At 63.0% G+C, this 19,252-nt stretch carries 14 protein-coding genes; 10 read left to right on the top strand and 4 right to left on the bottom strand.

What is annotated here, in order from left to right:
• The first annotated feature begins 36 nt into the window (after nt 1–36).
• The 4 genes from GEV02_RS02420 to GEV02_RS02405 all read left to right on the top strand — a co-directional run bounded on the left by GEV02_RS02420 (nt 37) and on the right by GEV02_RS02405 (nt 5,522).
• Nucleotides 37–948 (top strand): LysR family transcriptional regulator, encoded by a 912-nt coding sequence (locus GEV02_RS02420; protein ID WP_152836334.1) that lies wholly within the window; start codon nt 37–39, stop codon nt 946–948.
• 105 nt (nt 949–1,053) lie between these two features.
• Complete coding sequence (locus tag GEV02_RS02415; RefSeq protein WP_152836333.1) at nt 1,054–2,982, top strand: serine protein kinase; 1,929 nt, start codon at nt 1,054–1,056, stop codon at nt 2,980–2,982.
• A gap of 9 nt (nt 2,983–2,991) precedes the next feature.
• Complete coding sequence (locus GEV02_RS02410) at nt 2,992–4,137, top strand: DUF444 family protein (protein ID WP_152836332.1); 1,146 nt, start codon at nt 2,992–2,994, stop codon at nt 4,135–4,137.
• Nucleotides 4,134–5,522 (top strand): SpoVR family protein, encoded by a 1,389-nt coding sequence (locus GEV02_RS02405; RefSeq protein WP_152836331.1) that lies wholly within the window; start codon nt 4,134–4,136, stop codon nt 5,520–5,522. Before GEV02_RS02410 ends, GEV02_RS02405 begins: the two co-directional genes overlap by 4 nt.
• Here the strand turns inward: GEV02_RS02405 and GEV02_RS02400 are convergent.
• Nucleotides 5,479–6,540: an SDR family oxidoreductase gene (locus GEV02_RS02400; RefSeq protein ID WP_152836330.1), complete on the bottom strand. Its 1,062-nt coding sequence runs from the start codon at nt 6,538–6,540 to the stop codon at nt 5,479–5,481. The two genes, GEV02_RS02405 and GEV02_RS02400, sit on opposite strands and share 44 nt — an antisense overlap.
• Nucleotides 6,540–7,820, bottom strand: coding sequence for a nucleotide sugar dehydrogenase (locus GEV02_RS02395; RefSeq protein WP_152836329.1), 1,281 nt, complete (start codon nt 7,818–7,820; stop codon nt 6,540–6,542). Before GEV02_RS02395 ends, GEV02_RS02400 begins: the two co-directional genes overlap by 1 nt.
• Nucleotides 7,821–8,005: 185 nt before the next feature.
• On the opposite strand from GEV02_RS02395, the gene prsT reads away from it, so the two are divergent.
• Genes prsT through GEV02_RS02380 form a run of 3 tightly spaced genes read left to right on the top strand, consistent with a single transcriptional unit; the run spans nt 8,006 to nt 13,807 of the window.
• Nucleotides 8,006–10,666, top strand: a complete 2,661-nt coding sequence (gene prsT, locus GEV02_RS02390; protein ID WP_174998931.1) for an XrtA/PEP-CTERM system TPR-repeat protein PrsT — start codon at nt 8,006–8,008, stop codon at nt 10,664–10,666.
• Nucleotides 10,667–10,673: 7 nt separating this feature from the next.
• Complete coding sequence (locus tag GEV02_RS02385) at nt 10,674–13,073, top strand: hypothetical protein (RefSeq protein WP_152836327.1); 2,400 nt, start codon at nt 10,674–10,676, stop codon at nt 13,071–13,073.
• Entirely contained in the window at nt 13,055–13,807 is a 753-nt protein-coding gene (locus GEV02_RS02380) for a S1 family peptidase (RefSeq protein WP_152836326.1), read from the top strand. Before GEV02_RS02385 ends, GEV02_RS02380 begins: the two co-directional genes overlap by 19 nt.
• 5 nt (nt 13,808–13,812) lie before the next feature.
• On the opposite strand, the gene GEV02_RS02375 is transcribed toward GEV02_RS02380, so the two are convergent.
• Nucleotides 13,813–14,469: an N-acyl amino acid synthase FeeM domain-containing protein gene (locus tag GEV02_RS02375; RefSeq protein WP_235922600.1), complete on the bottom strand. Its 657-nt coding sequence runs from the start codon at nt 14,467–14,469 to the stop codon at nt 13,813–13,815.
• A gap of 206 nt (nt 14,470–14,675) precedes the next feature.
• Nucleotides 14,676–15,281 (bottom strand): XrtA/PEP-CTERM system exopolysaccharide export protein, encoded by a 606-nt coding sequence (locus GEV02_RS02370; protein WP_152836324.1) that lies wholly within the window; start codon nt 15,279–15,281, stop codon nt 14,676–14,678.
• 155 nt (nt 15,282–15,436) lie between these two features.
• Between GEV02_RS02370 and GEV02_RS02365 the strand changes: the two genes are divergently transcribed.
• From GEV02_RS02365 to GEV02_RS02355, 3 genes are read left to right on the top strand one after another with little or no spacing between them, the layout of a single operon-like run.
• Nucleotides 15,437–16,963, top strand: coding sequence for an XrtA system polysaccharide chain length determinant (locus GEV02_RS02365; RefSeq protein WP_152836323.1), 1,527 nt, complete (start codon nt 15,437–15,439; stop codon nt 16,961–16,963).
• Nucleotides 16,964–16,972: 9 nt separating this feature from the next.
• Nucleotides 16,973–17,737 carry an XrtA-associated tyrosine autokinase gene (locus GEV02_RS02360; RefSeq protein ID WP_152836322.1) on the top strand — a complete coding sequence of 255 codons (765 nt, stop codon included), beginning with the start codon at nt 16,973–16,975 and terminating at the stop codon, nt 17,735–17,737.
• The gene (locus GEV02_RS02355) at nt 17,721–19,250 is read left to right on the top strand and encodes a TIGR03016 family PEP-CTERM system-associated outer membrane protein (RefSeq protein WP_152836321.1); all 1,530 of its coding nucleotides are present in this window, start codon (nt 17,721–17,723) and stop codon (nt 19,248–19,250) included. The genes GEV02_RS02360 and GEV02_RS02355 overlap by 17 nt, the downstream gene beginning before the upstream one ends.
• Nucleotides 19,251–19,252: the final 2 nt, after the last annotated feature.

Below are 19,252 nucleotides of genomic sequence, written 5' to 3'. Positions count from 1 at the left end.
GATTTATACTTTATAAAACATGAATGGGAGTGGTGTATGGACAGGTTGCGCGCGCTGGAAGTATTCGTCGAGGTGGTGCGCAGGGAGGGTTTCGCGCGCGCGGCCGATGCGCTCGATACTTCGCCCGCCAATGTCACCCGCTACATCAGCGACCTGGAAGCGCATCTGCAAACCCGGCTGCTGAACCGCAGTTCGCGCAAGATGTCGCTGACCTCCAGCGGCGAGGCGCTGTTCGAGCGCGCCAAGTCCATCCTGGACGATGTGGCCGAGGCCGAAGCGATCGTTTCCTCGGCCACCATGCAGCCGCAAGGCGTGCTGCGCATCAACGCGCCGCTCAGTTTCGGCGTGCTGCATCTGGCGCCGCTGTGGGCCAAATTCATGAAGAAATATCCCGACGTGCAGCTGGACGTGGCGCTGATCGACCGCGTGGTCGACATTGTCGAGGAAGGCTATGACATGGCGATCCGCATCTCGCGCGCCGGCTCGGCGTCCAACGTGGCGCGCAAGCTGGCCACGTCGCACAACATCCTGTGCGCCGCGCCCTCCTACATCGCCCGGCACGGCATGCCGCTGCAGCCGTCCGACCTGCTGCGGCACCGCTGCATCGGCTACAGCTACGCCGCCACCGCCGACGAATGGCAGATGCTCGATGCGCAAAACCAGCCGCACACGGTCAAGGTGGCGTGCGTCATGCACACCAACAACGGCGACACCGCGCGCAGCGCCGCCCTCGGCGGCCTGGGCGTGATCTGGCAACCCAGCTTCCTGGTCGGCGCCGACCTGCGCGCAGGCGATCTGGTGCGGGTGCTGCCGGATTTCCACATGCCCGATATCGATGTGCTGGCGGTCTACCCCAGCCGCCGTCACCTGAGCGCCAAGGTGCGGGTGATGATCGATTTCCTGGTCGAGGAATTCGCCGGCACGCCGCCATGGGACCGCGTTGACTGATTTTCAGCCATAAAAATCCCCGATTCCGTTTGACGCGGATCATACGACCAGCCTGCGCCAGCGCAGATACTCGAATGTGCTGACCACACAGGAGGGAATGCGGCGATGGATCAACGCGAACTATACAGGGAGCAATTGCACGCCTTCACGCGTCAGCACCGGGCGGGGCATTGGAGCGGCAGCTTCGCGCAGTTCATGGAACAGGTGCTGCCGGCGGCGCCCTGCCAGTTCGCGCGCAGCTCGCATCAATACATCTGGGACATGTTGTGCTGGAGCGGCCAGCAAGGCGAGGACGGCAAGCTGCGCTGTACGCTGTTCGCGGACGAGCTGTTCGGCATCGACGATGCGCTGGCCCGCGTGGCCGACTACTTCAAGGCGGCAGCCGCCGGGTCCGAGGTGGGCCGGCGGCTGTTGTTGTTGCTGGGACCGCCGTCGGGCGGCAAGTCCACGCTGGTGATACGCCTCAAGCGCGGGTTGGAGGAATACAGTTACACCGATGCCGGCGCCCTGTTCGGCATCGCCGGCTGTCCGGTGCATGAATCGCCGCTGCATCTGGTGCCGCACACCATGCGCTCCGGCTTCCGCGAAACCTACGGCGTGGAGGTGGCCGGTGAATTGTGTCCGCACTGCCGCGCCAGGCTTGAGCACGAGTTGAACGGTGATTTCCTGCGCATGCCGGTCGAGCGCATCTTCATTTCCGAAGCCGGGCGCAGCGGCGTCGGCACTTACGCACCGCATGACCCGAACACCGCCGACATCGCCGACCTGGTCGGCTCGGTCGACCTGTCCAAGGTGGCCGAGTTCGGCGACGAAGGCGATCCGCGCGCGTGGTCCTGGTCCGGCGCCGTGTACGCCGCCAGCCGCGGCATGCTGGAGATGATAGAAATCCTCAAGGTCAAGCGCGAGTTCCTGTATCTGCTGCTGACGCTGACGCAGGAAAAAAACGTCAAGGTGGCGCGCTTTCCGTTGATCTATCTCGACGAGACCATCCTCGCCCACACCAATCTGGCGGAGTTCCGCAAGTTCCTGCAGGAGAGCGAGAACGAAGGCTTGCTGGACCGCATGGTGATTGTGCAAGTGCCCTATACGCTGAACTATCGCGAGGAGGCGCGCATCTATCACAAGCTGATCCTGGCGGCGGCGCCGGCCTTCCGCAGCGTGCATCTGGACCCGCATGTGCTGCACGCAGCGGCCGTGTTCGCCGTACTGACCCGGCTGCATGAAGGCGAGGAGCGCGACGGCGAACTGGCCAAGCGGGTGCGCATCCACGCGGGCGAGGACGTGGACGGCGTCCACCAGGCCGAGGCGCAAAGGATACGCGGCAAGGACCGGGCGCCGGACGAAGGCCTGTCCGGGGTTTCGCCGCGCTTCGTCATCAATGCCCTGTCGAATGCCATCATCCAGTCGCACCGCAGCAGCCTGACCACCATGGACCTGCTGCTGGCGCTGAAGGATGGCATCGAGAGCGACGCCCGCATCGAATCGGCGCGCAAACGCAAATGGGTGGACTACCTGGTGTTGACCCGCAAGGATTTCTACAATCGCTGGGTCAAGGAGGATGTGCACAAGGCCTTGTTTGTCTCGTTCGAACAAGAGGTGGAAGAGTTGCTGGGCAAGTACCTGGACGAGGTGGAGGCCATGCTGGACAACCGGCAAGTGAAAGACCCCATCACCTGCGAGGAGCGGCGGCCGGACGAACGCTTTCTGCGTGCGGTCGAGGAAAAGATCGCGATCTCCGATTCCGGCAAGCAGTCGTTCCGGCAGGAAGTGGTGCGCAAGGCCATGAGCGCCTACAAGCGCGGCCAGCCCTTCGGCCTGGGCAGTCATGCGCAGCTGCGCGACGCCCTGCAACAATATCTGTTCGAACAGCGGCGCGACGTGCTGCGGCTGGTCAGTTCCAGCAAACGTCCCGATGACGATGTGCGCGCCAAGATATCCGCCGTCGAAGACCGCCTGGTCGACGAATATGGCTACGACAGCCATGGCGCCCGCGAGGCGCTGAACTATGTCACCACGCTACTGGCGCAGGAATGAGGTCCGACGATGCAGAGCCGCCAACGCGACTGGTACGAATTGTTCTCTCGCGGCGCGCGCGACTGGTTGCGGCATAACGACAAGGTCCGCAGCGCCGTCCGCGACCATCTGCCGAATATCATTTCCTCGCCCGATCTGATGAGCGATGCGGGCCAACGCAGCGTGCAGGTACCGCTGCGCCTGCTCGAACACGCGCGCTTTCGCCTGGCCGAGGGCAATAGCAACACGGGCGCCGGCCAGGGGCCGGGGCAGCCGGGCGACCTGCTGTTGCCAGCGGACGAACAGTCCACCGATGGTGGCGGTGCAGGACAGGCGCCGGGCGAGGTGACGTTGATGATGGAGTTCGCCATCGACGACCTGCTGGACTGGTTGTGGCAGGAGTTTCAGCTACCGTCACTCCAGCCGCGCGGCCGGGCGACGCTGGACCAGCCCGAGATTGTGCATCGCGGCTGGGACAAGCACGGCGCCCGCTCGCGGCTCGATCGGCGCCGCACTGTCAAGGAGGCGATCAAACGGCGTGCCGTGCAGGGCGCGCCGGCGCCGTTCACCAACGACGATCTGCGTTTCCGTCAACTGGTGGAGCGGCCGCGTCCGAGCAGCAGCGCCGTGGTGCTCTTCATGCTCGATGTGTCCACCAGCATGACGCAGCCCGAGCGGCGTCTGGCCAAGACCTTTTTCTTCCTGGCGCTGCAAGGCTTGCGGCGCAGCTACCGCCATGTGGAGCTGCGCTTTCTTGCCCATGCGGCGCGCGCGTGGGAATTCAACGAACGCGATTTTTTCGAGGTCAGCGGCATGGGGGGCACCATGGCGTCCACCGGCTTCCGCCTCGCGCAATCGCTGCTGGACGAGCACTATGACGCGGCCAGCTACAACAGTTATCTGTTCTACGCCTCGGACGGGGATAACTTCTCGGAAGACCGGATGGCCGCCAGCCAGCTGCTGGGGCAATTGGCCGGCCGCATGAACTATCTCGGCTATGTAGAAACCCTGCCCGGCATGCCGCGCATGCTGGAGACCGAAATGGGCCGGCTGTGGAAGGAGCGTGAACGCCAGGGCTTGCCGCTATCGAGCGTGGTGCTGACGCAAGCTGAAGACGTGGTCTCCGCGCTGAAACAATTCCTGGTGCGGCAGGCGGCCGCCGAGGACAAGGCATGAGCACGCTGGAAGACTACACCGCGCGCATCGAACAACTGGCCGCCGAGCTCGGGCTGGAATACTACCCGGTCGATTTCGAACTGGTGCCGCAGAACTTCATGCTGGAAATTGCAGTCTACGGCGTGCCGGTACGCATGCATCACTGGTCGTTCGGGCTGCGCTATATCCACCAGCTGCTGCATCAGAACATGGGGCATTCGCGCATCTTTGAAGTGATGTTCCCCGGCGATCCCTGCCGGGCCTACCTGATGAATCAAAACAGTCTGGCCGAAAACACACTCGTGGCGGCCCATGTCATCGGCCACGCGGACTTTGTGCGCCGCAACGCCTTGTTCGAACGCTTCATGACGATGGCCGGCGGCCATATCCTGGAACAGAGTGCCGCGAGGGCGCACCGGCTGGAGCACGCGCTGACGCGCCACGGACGCCCCGCCGTCGAAGCCGTGCTCGACGCGGCGCTCGCGTTGGAACCGCACATCGACATCCAGCAGGAGCTGTATCGCCCGCCCTACCCCATCGGCACGCCGGCGCAGCCTCCGCAGCCCGGACCATTTCAGCAGCGCTACTCGTCCTTGCCTGGCGGGGAAGCGGCAGGCACCGCGCCGGTGGAGCGTCCGCGCCAGCCGCCGCACCCGGAATACGATCTGCTGTGGTTCATTGCCCGCCACGCGCCGGAACTGCAGGATTGGGAGCGCGATATCCTGCTGGCGGTGCGTGAGGAATCGTTCTACTTCTATCCGGTGCATGCCTGCCAGATCATGAATGAAGGCTGGGCATGCTACTGGCACGCCCGCCTGCTGCGCGAAGCGGACTTCCTGCCGCATCAGTTGTACCTGCAGGCGCTCAAGGTGCATTCCGATGTCGTGCGTCCGTATGCGGGGGAGCATCAGCTGGCCCTGGCGATCAATCCCTACCATCTGGGCTTCAGCATGTGGGAGCACATCGTCGAACGGGAGGGAATCGAGGCGGCCCGCCGCATTTGCGCTGAAGAGGACGATTTCGGCTTCATCCGCAACTACCTGGATGCGCCGCTGGCGGACCATCTGGATCTGTTCAGCTACCAGGTACGCAAGGATGGCGAAGCACGCGTACTCAGCCGAGACATACAGGCGGTGCGGGAAGCTATCTTGCGTCCCAGGTACAACTACGGCGCGCCGCGCATCGCTGTCGAGCGCGTGCATGACGATCGAAGCCTGGTGTTAAGGCACGACCATGCGAGCGACGGCCGCGGCCTGGACCTGACGGCGGCAGAACAGGTGCTCAATTACGTGGCGCGCATCTGGCGCAAACCGGTCACGCTGCACACCGTGGATTTTCGGGGCGCGCACCGGGTGCTGACAGTCAGCCACCCAGATAGTGGACATACCAGCGCAAAGCCTGCCTGAGTCCGCGCCGCAAGTCGTGAGTCGGCATATAGCCCAGCAGCTCCCTGGCCTTGGCGATGTCCGCCTGCGAATGCCGGACATCGCCAGCACGGAACTCTCCGTACTCTGGCTGGAAGTCACGCAGATGGGGATAGCGTTCCACCAGCAGACCGTGGAGCATCAAGTAGAGTTCGTTCAGGCTGGTGCGGGAATTGAGCGCGACATTGTAGACCTGGTTGACGGCGTCCTTGCGGTCGGTCAGCGCGGCCAGCAGATTGGCCTGCACGGCGTTGGCCACATAGCAGAAATCCCGGCTGCTTTCGCCATCGCCGTTTATCACCAGCCGGTGTCGTCCTATCATCGCCGCGATCCATTGCGGAATAACCGCGGCATAAGCGCCGGACGGATCCTGGCGCGGACCGAACACGTTGAAATATCTGAGACCTATCGTTTCGGTGGCGTAGCAGCGCGCGTAGACATCCGCGTACAGTTCGTTGACGTACTTAGTCAGCGCATACGGCGACAAGGCCCTGCCGATATGAGCCTCCTGCTTGGGCAAGGCCGGGTGGTCGCCGTAGCTGGCGCTGGAGGCTGCGTACACAATGCGCCGTACGCCGGCCAGCCGCGCGGCGTCCAGCACATTGAGCCAGCCGCCGATATTGATGTCGTTGCACAGCAACGGCTGGCGCAGGGAGCGCGTCACCGAGCCGAGCGCGGCCTGGTGCAGCACGAAATCGGCCCGGTCGCAGGCATGGGCGCAGGTTGCCACGTCGCGAACGTCGCCTTCGATCAGCTCGAACCGGCGCCAGGCTTCCGCGCCGACGGCATCCCTGACCTGGTCCAGATTGTGGCGATAGCCGGTCAGGAAGTTGTCGACGCCGGCGACGCGCTGGCCAAGTTCCAGCAGCGCCTGCAACAAATTCGAACCGATGAAGCCCGCCACGCCGGTAATCACCCAGCGGTACTGCCGCAGCAGCAGATGCTCGCGCGCATCCTGGTAGCTTGAGGTGGCTGGTGTGCCGTTTTCATAGTCGGCCATCACAACCTCCAGACGCTGAGCCCGCTCTCGCGCAAAGCCCGTTCGTCGAACTGGGATTTGAGGTCGATGAAACAACCGTCCTGGACTATCTTGGCACGGATCTGATGCAACGGCCTTTCGGTGAGCTCGCGATGCGCCACCGCGCTGATCAAGGCCTCGGCGCAAGGTAGCGCATCCCAGGATTGCAGCTGCACGCCGTACTCATGGTGGGCCTCGTCCGGATCCGCCACCGGGTCGTGGACGTGGACTTGCAGGCCGTAGGACTCCAGTTCGGCAATCAGGTCGGCCACCTTGGAATTGCGCAGATCCGGGCAATTCTCCTTGAACGTCAACCCCAGCACGTTGACATGACAGCCCTTGAGCTTGAACCCTGCGCGCACCATGTGCTTGACGGTTTTTTCGGCTACGAACTTGGCCATGCCGTCATTGATGCGACGCCCGGCCAGGATCACGTGCGGATGATAGCCCAGCATCTCGGCCTTGTGCGTCAGATAATAGGGGTCGACGCCGATACAGTGGCCGCCCACCAGTCCGGGACGGAATGGCAGGAAATTCCACTTGGTGCCGGCGGCCTGCAGGACTTCCAGCGTATCGATATCGAGCCGGTCGAAGATGATCGCCAGCTCGTTCATCAGCGCGATGTTGAGGTCGCGCTGGGTGTTTTCGATGACCTTGGCCGCCTCCGCGACCATGATGCTGGAGGCGCGGTGCACGCCGGCGGACACCACTTCCTCGTACAATGCGGCGACGCGTTGCAGCGTGGCGTCGTCGTCCGCCGCGACGATCTTGCGCACCGTTGCCAGCGTGTGCTCGCTGTCGCCGGGATTGATGCGTTCGGGCGAGAAGCCGACGTGGAAATCACGTTGCCACCGCAGGCCCGAGCATTGCTCCAGCACGGGGATGCAGACTTCCTCGGTCGCGCCGGGGTAGACGGTGGACTCGTAAATCACCACGGCGCCGGCCTTCATGTAGCGGCCCACCGACTGGCTGGCGCCGATCAGCGCGGAGAAATCCGGATTGTGCGCGGCGTCGACCGGCGTTGGCACCGCGACCACGATGTAGTCGGCCTCGCTCAACGCTGCGGCATTGCAACCCATTTCCAGCCAGCTTGCCGCGCCGAACTGTTCAGCGGAGACTTCGCCGCCCGGATCGATCCCGCGCCGGTAGCTCGCGACCTTGCGCGCCGACAAGTCCACACCGATGGTGCGGCGGCGCGAACCGAAAGCGACCGCCAGCGACAAGCCCACATATCCCAGTCCCACCACGGCTACGACTTCCATAAGCCACCTCGCGTCTAAGCGTTGGACACACGTCTCGGCCGATTCTACGGAGCGGGCCCGCCCTGCTGTTGAGGTGGCGCAAACGGGTGCCGATTGCAGCGCAAGGCGTGTCCGTTTGCGATCGATCAAAGGGCCGCGCGATGAGACTTCCTACTCTAGTCATACCGTTCGTCAGGGAGAGCCTCATGTTGCGTGTCTTGTGGATAGTGCTGCTGCTTGCCGGTTGCGGCCGCATACATAGCGACGAGCAACTGATGTCGGAGGCCAGGCAATACCTGTCCAGTGGCGATACACGCGCCGCCGTGATCCAGCTCAAGAATGTCCTGCAACGCACCCCTTCCAGCGGCCCCGCGCGGGTGATGCTGGGACAGCTGTATCTGGGCGCCGGCGACGTGCTGTCGGCAGACAAGGAATTGCGCCGCGCCCTGGACTTGGGCATGCCGCCCGCCACGGTGTTGCCGCTGCTGGGCAAGAGCTTGCTGCAGCAGGGCCAGTACGCCAAGCTGCTGGAAGACATCAAGGCTGATCCGCAGCAGCCGCAATTACAAGTTCTGCGTGGCCACGCCCTGGTCGGCCTGGGCCGCGTGAACGAAGGGCGCGCGGTCTTCGAGCAAGTGCTGGCCGGACATCCCAGGCAGCCAGGCGCCCTGCTGGGTCTGGCGAGGCTGGCGCTGGAGGCACGCGATCGGGAGACGGCCTTGCGTCTGACTACCCAGGCAGTGCAAGCGGCGCCCGACGACATCGACGCCCTGCGTCTGCAAGGCGACCTGCTGCGCGCGCTGGGACAGACCGCAGGCGCATTGACGGCATATCAGCATGTGCTCAAGCTGGGGCCGGAGCTGGTGCAGCCGCATATCGATATCGCCAGCCTGTACATTCAAACCGGAAAACTGAACGAGGCCAGAGCCGAGCTCGCTGTAGCGCGCAAGATCTCGCCGAACAGCCTGATGGCCGCGTATACCCAGGCCTTGCTCGACTTCAGGGAAGGCAGGCTGGCGGCCGCGCAGGAGCGTCTGCAACTCGTATTGCGCGCCGCCCCCGATCACTTGCCCGGCAATCTGTTGATGGGAACGGTACTTCGCGGTCTCGCCAGCTATCCGCAAGCCGAACAGCACCTGAGAAAATTTCTGGAGGCGCATCCCGGCCATGCCTACGCGAGCAAGCAGCTGGCCGCGGTGCTGATGGCCACCGGCAATCCCGCGCAAGCGCTGGCCATCGTCGAGCCGCTGTTCGACGGCAATCAGCAGGATCTGGAAATGATGTCGCTGGCCGGCGAACTCTATATGCGGCTGAGGGAGTATCCCAAGTCCGCCAGCTATTTCGAGAAAGCCAGCGCGCTGGCGCCACAGACTTCGATGCTGCATGCGGCGATCGCCGTCAGCCACATCGGCATGGGCGACACCGCGCGCGCCGTCACCGAGCTGGAGCGTGCAACCACACTGGACGGCAAATCGTCGCGCGCCGGCGTGCTGCTGGCCCTGACCCACTTGCGTAACAAGGACTATGCCAAGGCGCTTGCCGCCGTCAAGCAGCTGGAAAGCCAGAACGGCGACAATCCCATGGTGCAAAACCTGAAAGGCGGCGTGCTGCTGATGAACCGCGACCGTACCGGCGCCCGGGCCGCCTTCGAGCGCGCACTGGCGCTCGACCCCGTGTACCTGCCGGCGCTGGATAATCTGACGCAAATGGACCTGGCCGACAAACGGCCTGAGCCAGCCAGACTGCGACTGGAAGCAGCGCTGGCCAAGGATGGCAAGAACGCCGACATCATGACGGCGCTGGCCAATCTGGCGATCTCGCAGGGGCATGCGGCACAGGCCGGCGTCTGGCTGGAACGCGCAGTCCGCGAGCATCCGGACGCGCTGGAGCTGAACCTGATGCTGGCGCAATTCCATGTGCGTAACAAGCAGTTGCCCAAGGCGCTGGTGCTGATGCAAAAGCTGCTGGCGACCAACCCGGCCAATGCGGAAGCGCTTTCCTTCATGGCTGAACTGCAACTTCGCAGCCGCAACAACGATGCCGCGCTGGACAATCTGACCAAGCTGGCGGTGGTCCAGCCCAGCTCGCCTCAGGTGCAAGTGCGTATCGCGGTCCTGCGCAGCGCCACCGGCGACAACGACGGCGCGCTGCAAGCGCTGAACAAGGCCCTGGCGTTGCAGGCGAACTATCCCCCCGCGCAAATCGGCCTGATCAGGCTGCTGTTGGATCAGCGCGCTTACGCCAAGGCCATGCAGGCTGTGCGTGGTTTCCAGAAGATCGCCAACAATACCGCGCTGCCCTACAAGCTGGAAGCCGATGTACAGATGGCGCAAAAGAACGTGCAACCGGCATTGGCGCTGTACCGCAAGGCGTACGACATGCAGCCATCCGGCGAGCTGCTGATACCGCTGCACAGCGCCATGCTGCAGGCCGGCCAGGCGCGCGAAGCCCGCAGCCGCGTGCTGCAATGGCTGGACGCCCATCCGGGAGACCAGACGACGCGCCTGTATCTGTCCAGCAGCATGATGGCACAGAAGGATTTTGCCGGCAGCCAGACCCAACTGGAGCTGATTCTCAAGCAGTCGCCACGCCACGCGATGGCGCTCAACAACCTGGCGTGGTTGTATCAGCAGAAAAAAGATCCGCGCGCGCTGGCGCTTGCCGAGCAGGCATATCAGTTGGCGCCGGCGGATGCGTCGGTGATGGATACGCTGGGCTGGCTGCTGGCCGAACAGGGTCGGCTGGACCGCGCATTGCCATTGCTGAAGTCGGCCGCCGCCATCGCTCCCGCCAACAGCGACATCCGCGATCATCTGAGCGCCGCGCTGGCAAAGTCCGGCGAACAACCTGCGGCTCGCCCGCGCTGAGGGTTTCATGCGCCGGTCTCTGTGGTACAGCCGTTTGCTGTCGCTGGTTTTTTTTGGCGCCGCGATCGCGATCCTGAGTGCCTATCCCCTGCACGGGAGCTGGCTGCCGGCCATCGTGATTGGCTATGGCGCGCTGCTGTGGCGGCGGCCCGCGCTGTGGCTGCTGGTGCTGCCGGCTTTGCTCCCGGTGGTGGACCTGGCGCCGCATACCGGCTGGTTCTTCGTCGAAGAAATCGACGTGCTGCTGTGTTTGACAGCTGGCTTCTGCTACTGGCATCTCGACCGCTCAGTCGTGTTGCCGCATTTTCCGCCATTGTTCCGTTTAGGCTTGTGGGGAATGGCTATCGCCTGTTGTATCGGCTTGTGGCGCGGCGTGCAGCCATTGCCGGCCATCGACGCGAATTCCTTCAACAACTATCTCAGCCCCTACAACGCGCTGCGGGTTGGCAAGGCCTGGTTCTGGGGCTTCGTGTTGCTGCCGCCGCTAAAGCAGGCGGCCGGGCCGGCACTCGACGGCGTGCGCAGACTGTTCTTTCCCGGCATGCTGCTCGGCTTGCTAGGCGTACTCGCCGCCGCCATCTATGAGCGCTGGCAGTTTCCGGGCTTGCTCAACTTCGCCAGCGACTACCGCATCACCGCGCCCTTCTCTGCCATGCATACTGGCGGCGCGGCCCTGGATGGCTATTTCGCGATAAGCGTTCCGCTGCTGGCAGCCTGGCTGTTCGGGACACCTTCCATCGCCCGCCAGGCCGTAGCAATGACGCTGTTGCCCCTGTCCCTGTACGCAGGCCTCGCCACGTTTTCACGCGGGCTCTATCTCGCATATATTGTGGCACTCGTCATGCTGGCGGGCTTTCCACTGGCGGCATGGTCGAGAACTGGCCGGCTCTGGCGCCACCGGTGGGCGGCGGTGGCCGTTCTGGCTGCGGTCGTGCTGCTCACCTGCGTGCTCGACCTGGTGTTTGCGAGCAGTGGCTATCGTGGCTACGCAGCGGCGCTCGGGCTGCTGGCGATGACCCTGGCACTCTCAGCCCACCCTTTGCCCGCTCCGCTCTTGCTCAGCAGTCTGATATGCGGCCTGGGCTTGGCAGGCATGCTGGCATGGATGCTGCCGGTTGGCACACCTGCTGTCGCTGTTCTGAAAGCACCCTACCTGATGTTTCTCTGCTCGGGTCTGCTTTTCGCATTGAGCTTGCGACCTTCCCGGATGCTATTGCCCCCAGCCGTGCTCGCGCTGACGGGGCTGATGGTCAGCACGATCTGGATCGCCTACCATCACGCGGGCGCATCAACGCTGGCGCCCAGCGGCGGATTGGTACTGCTGGCCATGTCGCCGATCACGTTCAATGTGCTGAGGCGGCGCCCCTTGTGGCGGCCAAACCGTCGCAACGTGACGGCGCTTCTGGCGGGTGCCGCCGTGCTGGCCGCCGCCATTCCAACCTATCATGGCTACTTCGTCGCCGAGCGTTTTTCCACCACAGCCAGCGACCTGTCCGCCCGCCTGATGCACTGGAGCCGGACATTGGCCTTGATGGATGACGGCCCGGATACCGCCCTGCTGGGCGCGGGACTGGGCAAATTCCCTTCATATTATTTCTGGCGCAACCAGCAACACGAGGTACCGCCCACCTGCCGCTATCTTGACCAGGCCGGCAACCGCTACCTGCGCCTGACAGGAGGCGAATATACGGCCGGCTACGGGGAAATGCTGCGCATGCTGCATATCGTGCCTGTGCAGCCGGAGACCGCTTACGTGCTCGCATTGGATGCACGCAACAGCGGCCCGCCTGCCTTTTTGCATGTGAATTTATGCGAGCGGCAGCTGCTGTACCCGCAGGGTTGCATCGCTCTGCCTTTACGTCAGATTTTGCGGGCGCCCAATTGGCAGCGGCTGCAATTCCCACTGTCGTCCGGCCCGCTCGGCGCTTCCGGACGGCCGGTACAACTGGAGATATCCATGGAAGGCGAGCATGCCGCCCTGGATATCGACAATGTCAGCCTGCGCAGCCCCCCCGGTCAGCAGGAACTGGTGCGCAACGGCGAATTTTCCGACGCAAATGATTACTGGTTTTTCAGTAGCGATCACCACCACCTGCCCTGGCACGTCAAGAATCTCGGATTGAACCTGTATTTCGAGATGGGCTGGCCGGGTTTGCTGGCCTACGCGGGTCTGCTCTGCAGCGCCGGCGCCGAACTGCTGCGGCGCGCGCAGGACGCCGCCGAGCGCGCCGAAGCCACGGCCTTGCTTGCCGCGCTGGCAGCGTTCCAGACAGTCGGCCTGTTCGACAGCCTGTTCGACGTACCCCGCATCACCTTGCTTTTCATGTTGCTGCTGTGTGCCGCCACCTTACGGCCGGCATACCCCACTTCTTTCACCGCGAGGACATCATGCCAAAACCACGCCTAAGCCTCCTGTTGTTAGCGCTGAGTCTGCTTTTACCAGCTGCCGCAGACGAACTCAGCCGTACCATCGAGCTGGTCAAGCCGTCTGTCGTCGGCATCGGCAGTTACCTGAAAACCCGCAGCCCCGCCTTGTCCTTCATCGGCTCCGGCTTCGTCGTCGAAGACGGCTTGACCATCGTCACGGCTGCTCACGTCGTCAACGATCTGCTGCGAACGGAGTCGGGAGACACGATGGGCGTACTCGTGCGTGACGGCGACAGCGCACAATTCCGCGCCGCCACCGTCACGATGATCGACAAGGAACACGACCTCGCCCGCCTGCGCGTGCGCGGCGCACCGCTTCCGGCCCTCAAGCTGGGCAATTCCGCCTCCATCCAGGAGGGAAAGTCCCTGGCCTTCATGGGCTTCCCGCTAGGCATGGTGCTCGGACTGCGCCAGGTCACGCATCGCTGCACGGTATCGGCAATCACGCCGGTGGCCACGCCGACGATCAGTTCCAGCAAGCTCGACACCAAGGTGCTGAGCCAGCTACAGAAATCATCCTATGTCGTATTCCAGCTTGACGGCACCGCCTATCCGGGCAACAGCGGCAGTCCGCTGTTCGATCCCGATACTGGCGAAGTCATCGGCGTGGTCAACATGGTGTTCGTCAAAGGCGTCAAAGAAACGGCTATCAGCGCACCAAGCGGTATCGCCTACGCCATCCCCGCCAGCTTTCTCGCGCCGGCAACGAAATAGCAGGCTCAGGTTTTGCCCGCGATCAGACGTCCGGTGATACCCGGCTCGTCCCAGGTCGGGAAGAAGTACGGATAGAAAGAGCGCTCCGTGGTCTGCTGCTCCATCAACCCACCGAATTGACGGATCTGCTCCCCCATGTACTCCAGCTCCAGCCGCAACAGCACGGCCGGAGCTCCCACCCGCGTGCAGGGCCGCTCTCCACCGAAGTCACGGAAGCCCAGCATGCGCTTGTAGAACATCACGTGGCGCGGATTCACCTCGATCACGTAATCGGTGTAGCCGTGGATGTTGCGCGCATAGATGTACGAGATGTGGATCAGCGCGGCGAACACACGCTTGGACACCCCCTTGTCGATCGCAAGCTTCGAAGGTTCGCACAGGCGGCGCTGTTGTTCGCGCAGTTCGTCCAGCTTGTCGCGAAAAATTTCGTCGGCGGGCAGGCCGACTTCGTCGTTGTCCAGGCACAGGGACATCGTTCCCACCGTCTGGCCGCCAGTCTCGGCGAACAGTGTGATCTTGTTCGGCGCGTGAATGGCGTTGGGATCGACCGAATAACCTCGCCATCCGTACATCTTCTTGAGCAACAAGCTGGCCGCTTCGCGGCGGCCTTGCGAGTTGGCCATGCGGATATGGAAGATCTGCTGGTCTAAGGTATGGTCCAATTCCTGATTCGCTACGCCTTCGCCGACCACGAGGTCGCGCAGGCCTGGACCGGCTTCAAAAGAAACTATCGCGTCGTCATATTGCACGGTTGGCATCCTGTCAGGTCTGTCGGCCAGCTGCCGAAAACGGACAAACTGGGCTCATGCTCTTCAGACCTGCCTTTTGGATGAAAAGTTCCCCAAGAATCAAAATATTTTTTTGCGTTTCAGAACCAGCTCTCCGGAATCACCAGCACATCGCCCGGCAGCACCGCCACATTGGCAGAAATATCGCCATCGCGCAACAAGTCCTGCAGGCGCACCGGTATGCTTTGCCGCGCGCCGTTCACCGTGCGGATAATATTGGCCTTATTCCCTGCGGCAAAGTCCGTGATGCCGCCCACCGCGATCAACACATCCATCAGCGACATGCCCTGCCGGTAAGCCAGCGCCTGCGGCTTGGCCGCCTGGCCGATGACCCGGATCTGCTGATTGTAAGGCCCGACGAAACTGGTGACGGTGACCGTCGCCATCGGTTGCTGTATGTATTTTTCCAGCGCCTTCTCGACATCGCGCGCCAACTGCGTCGACGTTTTCCCGGCCGCCTGCAGATCCTCCACCAGCGGCGTGGTGATCTTGCCATCCGGCCTGACAGGCACGCTGGCCGATACCTCGGGATTGCGCCAGACATTGATGTTGATGACATCGCCGGCGCCGATCAGATAATCGCCCTGCGGAACGGCTACTTCCTCCGGCACCGGCACGGGACGATGCGCGCATCCGGCCAGCAACACCAGCCCGGCCGACAAGGTCATACGCAAAATTGGATGCATGACGTATCTCGCTTGAATAGTCTGGCTTCCATGATTCAGAAAAGACGCCCGCCTCTGCTTGATCTGCCTCAATTACTGCCCAGTTAAGAAAATTCCGCATTTTTCGAGCCATATAATTTAGCTTCACTTCCCCAGATTACTGGAGCAATCGGACCATGGAGCAGATGATTAGCCAGTTGTTAATCAGCTTGCAGGGGATATGGAAATATCGCTGGCACGCGATCGCCGTCATGTGGCTGGTAGCCATCGCCGGCTGGGCCAAGGTTGCCACGCTGCCGGACGATTACCAGACTTCGGCGCGGGTGTTTGTCGATACGCAGAGCATCCTGAAGCCGCTGCTGTCGGGCATGACCAGCGTTCCCAATGTCGAACAGCAAGTCTCCATCATGAGCCGCACCCTGCTGAGCCGTCCCAACGTCGAACGCGTCATGCGTATGGTCGACCTGGATTTGAACGCCAAGACCCCGCGCGATCACGAACAGCAACTGGACGAATTGATGAGCAAGATAAAAATCGGCGGTACCGGCACTTACGACATCTACACCATCACCTACAACAACCGCAATCCCAAGCTGGTGCGCGACGTCGTGCAATCGCTGTTGACCATATTTGTCGAAGGCAGTTTCAAAGGGAAAAATGGTGAAACCAAGAAAGCCGTGCAATTCATCGACGACCAGATCAAAACCTACGAAGACAAGCTGATCGCAGCGGAAAACTCGGTCAAGGAATTCAAGCTCAGGAACAACGGCCTGCTGCCCCGGCAAGGTATCGACTACAGCAATCAGCTGATGCAATCGTCCGACACGCTCAATACCGCCAAGCTGGAACTGGTCGAAGCCGAACAGGCGCGCAACGCCATCCGCAACCAGATCAGCGGCGACGAGCCGGTGCTGGGCGCCGACCTGAATCCGGCCAGCATCGACAATCCAGAACTGGACGGCCGCATCTCCGCGCTCAACAAAAACCTCGACGCCCTGCGCATGCAATACACCGAGCTGCATCCGGACATCGTTGCCGCCAAACGGCTGGTGGCCCAGCTGGAGGCGCGCAAGGTCGAGGAAAGCAAACTCAAGCCTGCGGGAGATCCCGGCAAAAACTACAGTCCGATGTTGCAGCAACTCAAAGTGGCGCAGACCGAGGCCGACGCCAAGGTCGCGGCCATCAGCGCCCGCGTGCAGGAATATGCCGCCCGCCATCAGCGCCTGCTGGCGCAAGCCAACGCCGTGCCGGAAGTCGAATCCGAACTGGCTCAGCTGAACCGCGACTACCTGATCAACAAGGATAACTACGAGAAGCTGATCGGCCGCCGCGAGGCCGCCAAGCTCTCCGGCGAGCTCAGTTCCGCCACCGACATGATGACCTTCCGCATCATCGACCCACCCACCGTTCCACTGACGCCGGTGGGGCCCAACCGGATTCTGCTTTCCAGCCTGGTGCTTGGCGGCGCCTTGCTGACGGGTGTGGCCGCTGCCTTGCTGATCAGCCAGGTGCGCCCCACCTTCCTCAGCCCCAGCGAATTGCGCGAACGCACCGGACTGCCCGTGCTCGGCACGGTGTCGATGAACTGGACCGAAAGCCAGAAAATCAAGCGCCGGCGCGGCCGTTATGCCTTCGGCACTGCCCTGTCCTGCCTGTTTGTGGCTTATGGCGCCGTCCTCGCGGTGGCCGCGTTGCGATACTAGGAGTAACGTATGGAGCAATCGACCGAGCAAGCGATGCACCGGGGCGGCGTCCCGCGCCATATCGAGATCAACCTCGAACGCCTGAACCAGCTGGGCATGGTGACGCATGATGGCGGACGCACGGCCGTGGCCGAGGACTTCCGCATCATCAAACGGCCGCTGCTGCGCAACGCGCGCGGCGACCACGACATCGCCGCGCTACGGCACGGCAACCTGATCGTCGTCACCAGCGCCTTGCCCGGCGAAGGAAAAACCTATTGCGCGGTCAACCTGGCGATGAGTATCGCGATGGAAATGGACATCACCGTGCTGCTGGTCGATGCCGATGTGGCGCGGCCGTCGGTGCTCAAGGTGCTGGGCTTGCCGGCCGAGCCCGGCCTGATGGATATCCTGCTGCGTGAACAGACCGAGCTGTCCGACGTGATCCTGCGCACCAATGTCGCCACCCTGAGCATCCTGCCGGCCGGCCGCGCCAACAAGCATGCCACCGAACTGCTGGCCAGCCGCAGCATGAGCCGGCTGCTGACCGAGATCGCCGAACGCTATGCCGACCGCATCGTCATCTTCGATTCGCCGCCATTGCTGATGACCACGGAAGCCAGCGTGCTGGCCGCGCAGATGGGGCAGATCGTCATGGTGGTCGAATCCGAAACGACCAGCCAGCACGCCGTCAAGGAGGCGCTGCGCCACATCGAGCAGTGCCCGCACGTCAGTCTGATCTACAACAAAAGCAAGGCCTTCCCCGGCGGCGAATACTATGGTTATTATGATTAATCTCGCTCCGCGCGGCGCCCCATATCGCTTGAGCATATTGGTGTTGCTGTCGCTGCCGGGCTGCGCCATACCGGCCGAATGGACCATCGTGCCATCGGTACGCACGCGCGTATCCTATTCCGACAATATGAACCTGGCGCCGCCAGGCCAGGCGCGCGGCGAATTCACCACCGAAGTCTCGCCCGGCATTGCCATCGACACCAACAGTCCCGGCCTCAAGCTGAGGATGGACTACACGCTGCAAAAACTCTTCTATACCCGCCAGGCGGACCGCAGCAGCCAGCAACTCGACGCCAGCGGCCATGCCGACCTCGCGCGCGACTGGCTGTCGATCGATGCCCGCGCCAGCATCAGCCAACAAAATATGTCGGCCTTCGGCCCGCAATTGCTGGATCCAACCCAGACGACCGGCAACAACAGTACCGTGCGGACCGTCAGCATCAGCCCAGTGATGCACCACTATTTCCGCGGGTTGGCGAACGCGCAATTGCGCTACGATTACCAACGAGTGAGCAGCGGCCGCCTTCTCGGCGTGCGCAGCGACGACGTCAATCTGCAGCTGACAGGCGACAACGGCGGCCAGGGTTGGAACTGGGATGTGCGCGCCGACCGGAAAAACATCGAAGATCCCGTGCTGCCGCCCGTGACCATGAGCGACACGGCATTGACGCTGAGCTACCCCATCAACAGCCGCCTGTCCGCCTTCGCCACCGGGGGGTACGAAAAAAACGACTATCACTCCACCGGCAAGCAACCGGAGGGCCGCTACGGCTCGGTGGGCGCCAACTGGACGCCGTCGCCGCGCACCCGGGTCTCTGCCAGCGTAGGCCGCCGCTTCTTCGGCAACACTTACAATCTGGACGCCGAATACCGCCTGCGCAGCATGGCCTGGACGCTCAACTACAACGAAAACATCACCACCACGCACGGCGAATTTCTCAGCATCCCGCCCACCGGCCTCAGCGATTTCCTCTACCAGTTGTGGGCTACCCGCATCCCCGATCCGCAGACACGGCTGCAAACCATCAAAGTCTTCCTGCTGATTTCGCAGATGCTCGGCCCCGACGGCAACGTCAACTTCTTCAGCCACCGCTACTATCTGCAAAAAGACTGGCGGATGGCCACCGTCTACAGCGGCCCACGCAGCGCGCTGTCGTTCAATCTGTCGACCACGCAGCGCACCGCCCAGACCAGCAGCGCCATCGACAGCCCCTTGCTGGGCCCGGATCAACTGGCGCTGGAAGACCGCACCCGACAGAGCGCCGCCCAAGCCGGCTGGAACTGGCGCATGTCACCCCGCAGCAACCTCACCATCGGCGCCAGCCACAGCCGTGCCGAATCGCTGAGCACCGGACGCAGCGACCGCAACACCGCGCTGACGCTGGTCCTGACCCACCAACTGCAACCCAAGGTCAGCGCCAGCGTCGATGTGCGGCATGTCCGCCACACCAGCAATACCGGCGGCAACTACCGGGAAAACGGTGTCGGTGCGGTCTTGACGGTCGCGTTCTGAAC

This window comes from Rugamonas aquatica (assembly GCF_009380215.1).
Lineage (GTDB): Bacteria > Pseudomonadota > Gammaproteobacteria > Burkholderiales > Burkholderiaceae_D > Rugamonas > Rugamonas aquatica_B.
This window is presented reverse-complemented; position numbering and strand designations above follow the sequence as displayed.

What these genes read in the sequence shown, in the direction of transcription:
- GEV02_RS02420 (WP_152836334.1), top strand. Translation starts at nt 37, where the DNA reads ATGGACAGGTTGCGCGCGCTGGAAGTATTCGTCGAGGTGGTGCGCAGG.
- GEV02_RS02415 (WP_152836333.1), top strand. Translation starts at nt 1,054, where the DNA reads ATGGATCAACGCGAACTATACAGGGAGCAATTGCACGCCTTCACGCGT.
- GEV02_RS02410 (WP_152836332.1), top strand. Translation starts at nt 2,992, where the DNA reads ATGCAGAGCCGCCAACGCGACTGGTACGAATTGTTCTCTCGCGGCGCG.
- GEV02_RS02405 (WP_152836331.1), top strand. Translation starts at nt 4,134, where the DNA reads ATGAGCACGCTGGAAGACTACACCGCGCGCATCGAACAACTGGCCGCC.
- GEV02_RS02400 (WP_152836330.1), bottom strand. Translation starts at nt 6,540, where the DNA reads ATGGCCGACTATGAAAACGGCACACCAGCCACCTCAAGCTACCAGGAT.
- GEV02_RS02395 (WP_152836329.1), bottom strand. Translation starts at nt 7,820, where the DNA reads ATGGAAGTCGTAGCCGTGGTGGGACTGGGATATGTGGGCTTGTCGCTG.
- prsT (WP_174998931.1), top strand. Translation starts at nt 8,006, where the DNA reads ATGTTGCGTGTCTTGTGGATAGTGCTGCTGCTTGCCGGTTGCGGCCGC.
- GEV02_RS02385 (WP_152836327.1), top strand. Translation starts at nt 10,674, where the DNA reads ATGCGCCGGTCTCTGTGGTACAGCCGTTTGCTGTCGCTGGTTTTTTTT.
- GEV02_RS02380 (WP_152836326.1), top strand. Translation starts at nt 13,055, where the DNA reads ATGCCAAAACCACGCCTAAGCCTCCTGTTGTTAGCGCTGAGTCTGCTT.
- GEV02_RS02370 (WP_152836324.1), bottom strand. Translation starts at nt 15,281, where the DNA reads ATGCATCCAATTTTGCGTATGACCTTGTCGGCCGGGCTGGTGTTGCTG.
- GEV02_RS02365 (WP_152836323.1), top strand. Translation starts at nt 15,437, where the DNA reads ATGGAGCAGATGATTAGCCAGTTGTTAATCAGCTTGCAGGGGATATGG.
- GEV02_RS02360 (WP_152836322.1), top strand. Translation starts at nt 16,973, where the DNA reads ATGGAGCAATCGACCGAGCAAGCGATGCACCGGGGCGGCGTCCCGCGC.
- GEV02_RS02355 (WP_152836321.1), top strand. Translation starts at nt 17,721, where the DNA reads ATGGTTATTATGATTAATCTCGCTCCGCGCGGCGCCCCATATCGCTTG.